The sequence below is a fragment of the Microbacterium sp. B19 genome, assembly GCF_000333395.1.
Lineage (GTDB): Bacteria > Actinomycetota > Actinomycetes > Actinomycetales > Microbacteriaceae > Microbacterium.
Genome location: NZ_BADA01000036.1, coordinates 1 through 5,060, shown reverse-complemented (window position 1 = coordinate 5,060; position 5,060 = coordinate 1). Strand labels below are relative to the sequence as shown.

Below are 5,060 nucleotides of genomic sequence, written 5' to 3'. Positions count from 1 at the left end.
CGGTACGCCCCCGGCGCGTTCGGCCAGTTCGGCGAGGTCGTAGAACGGGCGTCCCTTCTCGCCGCCGGAGAGCTGCGCGTGTGTGATGGCCGCGGCGAGCCGGTGGTACCCCTCTTCGCCGCGGGCGAGCACGAGGAGATGGGAACCGGCGGGATCGGGCTGACCGTTCTGCGGCCCCGGGAGCCCGAGCGAGAGCTCGGCGCCGAAGACGGTGCGCACGGCGCGGGCCTCCGCCGCCTCGGCGAAGCGGACGATGCCGTAGAACCCGTCGTGGTCGGTGAGGGCGAGCGCGTGGAGCCCCAGCTTCTCGGCCTCTTCGACGAGCTCCTCGGGCGAGGACGCCCCGTCGAGGAAGGAGTACGACGAATGCGCGTGCAACTCGGCGTAGGGGACGGCGTCGGCGGGGCGCTCGATCGTCGGGGGAACGTAAGGGCCGCGCTTGTGTGACCACGCCGGGCTGTCGCCGCCGTCGCCGTTCGCCGGGGCGGAGACCGGTCGGCGCGTGTCGCTCAGCGCGCGTTCGAGTTCCGACCACTTCACGGGGGGATTGTGGAAGCCCATCAGCGCCCGCCCCTCCCGGGCCCGCGGGCGGGGGCTGCGGGCGCCGTCGTCGACGCGAGGGTCGCCGGCGCGCTGGAATCCGCGGCCGGAAGGGGCGCCGCGGCCCGCCGCTCAGTCATAGCGCCCCTCCGCCCGCCACTCGCCCTCTTCGACGACGAGCAGCCACGCACCGCCGTCGGCGTCGACCACCTGGAACCGGTGGGCCCGCCGTCGCCGCAGGGGATCCCACCCGCGTTCGCTGATCGGCCAGGGCCCCGCCCACTCGCGGATTCGCACCCGTCGCCCTCCGGCCTCGAGGATCGCCGGTGGTGCGCTCAGCACATCGCGCTCCCCCACCGTCACCGACGCTCCCGCGATGTCAGTGACCTCCACGAGTCGTGGCTCGGGATACACGGTCGCCGGCAGCGGGTCGGGAAGGCTCCCCGGCCACGGCCGAGCACGGTCTTTCGCCGTGACCGCGCGGTCTCCCCACGGCACCAGCACCTGCCGCTCGGCCAGCCAGCGTCCTCCGCCGACGACGGGGGTGACGACGGCGCGGTGTCCGAGCATCGCCTGCACGCGGGAAAGGGCGTGGTGGACGCGCTCGTCGGGACCGGCGCCGAAGAGCCCCTTGGCGTGGTGGGCGGCGTCGTCGACCGCCTCGGGCTCGATCGCCACGCCCGCCACCCCGCTGCCGAAGATGCCGCGACCGTCTTCCGCGAGCTGCCACCGGACGCGGTCGACCACGGCTCCGGCGTCGAAGGACCCGGGGTGCAGCCACACGCGTTCGCTGCGCTCCCCGCGTTCGCCCGAGAGCACTACGCGCAGCTCGGTGCACACCAGGTTCTGCTCCCCCAGGCGCGCGATGAACTCCTCCGCGGCGACGCGCATGCCGAAGGCGATCTGGTCGGCGAGTTCGAGCGGCGGCTCGAAGGCGACCTCGCGGTGCAGTTCGGGCGGAGGCGTGCGGGGCTGCACGGGCTGGGAGTCGCGTCCGGAGGCGAGGGCGTGGAGTCGGGCCCCGCGTTCGGCGAAACGCTCGCGAACGCGCTCGACCGGCATCGCGGCGAACTCCCCCAGGGTGTGTACGCCGAGACGAGCGAGCAGGCTCGCCAGGTCGACGTCGTCGAGCGTGGTCACCGGGAGCGGAGCGAGGAACGCGGCCGCCTGCCCGCCGGGCACTACCCGCACGGGGTCGTCGGCCCGCGTGATGCGGGCGGCGTGCTCGGCGGTGAAGACGCCGTCGGCGACGCTGGCGCGGGCGTCGGTGAACCCCTCGGCCGCGAGGAGCCGAACGAGCATGCGCGCCGCTTCCTCTTCGCCGCCGTAGTACCGCGCCGGGCCGCGCGCCCGAAGGGCGCAGAGTCCGGGGCGCACGATCTGCACGCCCGGGGCGCGCTCCTCCACCAGCGCCACCACCGGGGCGAAGACGCGCGCGTCACGGACCGGGTCTGCGGCGACGACGATGACGGACGGGCAGAGCGCCTGGGCATCGCGGCGGCGCTGGCCTCGCCGGACTCCCTGAGCGCGCGCCGCGGCCGAGCACGCGACCACGGTGTTGTTCTCGAACACCGCCAGGGGCGCGTCGGCCCGTGGCGGCCGTGTCGCTTCGCGGCGGTACGCCGACACCGGCCAGTCGGGGAGCCACAGCACGAGGCTGCGGGTGGGTTCGCGCATCATCCCGCCGCCCTCTCCCGGTACTCGGGACGGTACCCCGCATCGTCGCGCGGGACGAGCCGCTCGGTGGGTGCGCCGAGCAGCTCGATCGAGCCGTCGGCCGCGGGCAGCAGCATGCGCGCCCGCCGAGCCGCGGGCGTGCGCTTGCTGCGCACCGACACCGTGAGCTCACGCCCGGCGAGATAGCCGTGCCCCTCCCCGAGCCCCGACCACCGCGGATCGGCGACGTCGATCACGGCCTCCGCCTGCGGCCACGGCCCCTGCACCAGCAGCACGGTGCCGCGATCGCGCAACCGCGCCGCGAGCCGGGTGGCTTCTGCTCCCCCTCGGGCGGTGTTCACCCCCGCCGGAGGGCGCACCGCCACGACTGGCAGGACCTCGGCGATCGTGGCCGTGACCGCCAGCCAGCGCGGCCCGGGATCGGGGATGAAGACCAGTCGATCGAGGTCGAGACCGTACTTCTCGGCGGCTTCGGCGCCCAGCTCGGGCATGCCGACGACACCGCACCACGCGCCGTCCTGCGAGGGGCGAGCCATGAGCGCCAGCAGCAGCGACATCGAGCGGGCGATCGCGTACGCCGACCCCGACCGCAGACCGCCGCCGGGAAGCAACGAGGTGAAGGCGGGATGCGTCGGCAGCACCGGTGCGTCGAGGCGACGCCCCTGCATCCGCTCGAGCCGATCCCGGAGCGCGTGGATGTCGGGAACGGCCTCCGCCTGGTCTCGCACGATCGCCCTCACTCCCACAGGTTAGAACATGTGTTCTACACTCTCAATCCCTGTGGTTCGAAGATACGATCACCCTCCGACATCGCCGCGGGCGGCTCAGATCAGGTCGGTGGTCCGCGCGATCCGGGCGAATCCGCCCTGCTGCAGCACCAACCCGGTCGCGGCCATGAGCTCGGCGGCCGACCGTGTCACGGTCCCCGCGCCCGCGACCTCGGCCGACAGATCGAAGGTGCGGGTGGCATCCAGCACGACGGTCACGTCGTAACCGAGATTGCCCGCCATCCGGGCCGTCGTCTCCACGCACATGTTCGTCTGGATGCCGCAGATCACCAGTTCCCGGATGCCGCGCTCCTCCAGCCACGCGTGCAGGTCGGGGTCACCGTAGAACGCGGAGTTGACGTTCTTGGTGAGGAACAGCGCCGGCTCCACCGCCGCGACGACGTCGACCAGGGCATTGCCCGGCGACGACGGATGCAGCGGCGATCCTTCCGAACGCGAGTCGTGACGCACCACGACGACGGGCTCGCCGTCCGCCTCCCAGCGCGCCACGAGAGCACCGACGTTCGCCTCGCAGTCCGGATTGGCGGTCGGGCCCCAGAAATCGAGGTCGTCGAAACCGCGCTGCATGTCGATCACCAGGAGAGCACGAGTCATGCCTCCATCACACCACCGACCGCGATGCCGCGCGCGCAGCGGAGCGGACGACCACCGTCGGGAAACCGCCGCGAGCCCAGACTCGCGACGGCACGACGTCAGTGATCCTCACAACCTCAGTCGCGAACGGCGCTCGGGAACTGACATTGCGCGAATCACCGACGGACGGACGCTACCGAACGAAGCCCAACGGATGCCACGCGCCCCCGCAGCCGCGGAGGGCGACGCCTCACGCCGCGAGCGCCAGGTACGGCTCCCACCGCGGATCGGACTTGTCCACGCCGCGCACCGTCCAGGATGACCCGTGCGGCGGCCCCGGGATCAGGCGCAGCTCCCACATCATCTCCTGGGGCGTACGGTCCCCCTTGACGTTGTTGCAGCGCAGGCAGCAGGCGACGAGGTTCTCCCACGTGTCCTTGCCCCCGCGCGACCGGGGAAGCACGTGGTCGATGGTCGACGCCGCCTTCCCGCAGTACGCGCACCGGTGCGCATCCCGACGCAGGACCCCGCGGCGGGTCACCGGCACGCGACGCGCGCCGGGCACGCGGACGTAACGGGTGAGGATGATCACCGCCGGGCGATCGTACGTTCCCGCCGCCGCCCAGACGGGATCACCGTCCACGCGTTCGACGACGGTGGCCTTCTCGTTCATCACGAGCACCAGGGCCCGCTTGAACGACACGACGGCGAGCGGTTCGTAGCCCGCGTTCAGCACCAGTGTGCGCATTCCGTTTCCTCTCGAATGGCCGAGACGGCTTCTCGGATGTTCGACTCGCGACGGTGGAAGAGGCGCTGGGGCATGAAAAAAGGCGCTGTCTATGCAGACAGCGCCCCAGAAGTCGCGGTGAGGCCGCGGCATCCGCTCACACGATGCCGAAGGACGAGCAGCCCGAGCGCATCCATGGTGCGGATGCGAGGCATGGTGTCCATCAGCGTTCCCTTCGGTTCTCCCGACGTCGCGAACAGGCTAACCCACCGCGACACGCCCGGGGTCCGCTCCACAGGGAAACGACAGACGGCGTGTCGGAGAACGATCGTCTCCGGCACGCCGTCTGTGATGCGCGATCAGCCCGCGTTCTGCTGGAGCCAGGCGTACGGGTCGACCACGGAACCGTTGATGTGCACCTCGAAGTGCAGGTGGTTGGCGGTCGAGCTGCCGGTCGAGCCGACGAGGCCGATGAGCTGGCCGGCGGCGACCGTGTCGCCCGCCTGGACCTGGCGGCTGCCGTAGACGGAGAACTTCAGCGACGCGGGGTCGCGACCGATGTCCTCGCACGCCGCGCGCACGACGGCGAACTTCTCGGCGACGACGTCCTCCGGGACGAAGCCGATGTTGAATTCGGTCGCGAAGCGCGCCGCGAGTGCCGGCGTGCGCTTCGGGCCGCCGCCGCCGACGATGACCGGGACGGGGGACTGGACGGGCTTCGGCAGCGCGGGCGCGGCATCCAGGCGGTAATGCTC

The 5,060-nt window shown here is 72.2% G+C and carries 6 protein-coding genes; all 6 read right to left on the bottom strand.

The annotated features are described in order from the left end of the window. Positions 1-561 (bottom strand): PHP domain-containing protein (locus tag I5G_RS19900; RefSeq protein WP_036325599.1); only part of this gene is annotated, 561 nt, incomplete at its 3' end. Positions 562-672: 111 nt separating this feature from the next. Then, positions 673-2,217 (bottom strand): DNA polymerase Y family protein, encoded by a 1,545-nt coding sequence (locus I5G_RS01270; protein ID WP_026095564.1) that lies wholly within the window; start codon positions 2,215-2,217, stop codon positions 673-675. Beyond that, entirely contained in the window at positions 2,217-2,957 is a 741-nt protein-coding gene (locus tag I5G_RS19895) for a hypothetical protein (RefSeq protein WP_022877433.1), read from the bottom strand. Before I5G_RS19895 ends, I5G_RS01270 begins: the two co-directional genes overlap by 1 nt. Positions 2,958-3,041: 84 nt before the next feature. Then, a complete protein-coding gene (locus tag I5G_RS01260) occupies positions 3,042-3,599 on the bottom strand; it encodes a cysteine hydrolase family protein (RefSeq protein WP_022877432.1) in 558 nt (185 codons plus the stop codon). Between the two features lie 229 nt (positions 3,600-3,828). Beyond that, positions 3,829-4,326: an HNH endonuclease gene (locus I5G_RS01255; protein ID WP_022877431.1), complete on the bottom strand. Its 498-nt coding sequence runs from the start codon at positions 4,324-4,326 to the stop codon at positions 3,829-3,831. Between the two features lie 338 nt (positions 4,327-4,664). Then, positions 4,665-5,060: LLM class flavin-dependent oxidoreductase (locus tag I5G_RS19890; RefSeq protein ID WP_036325598.1), on the bottom strand; the 396-nt coding region annotated here is incomplete at its 5' end.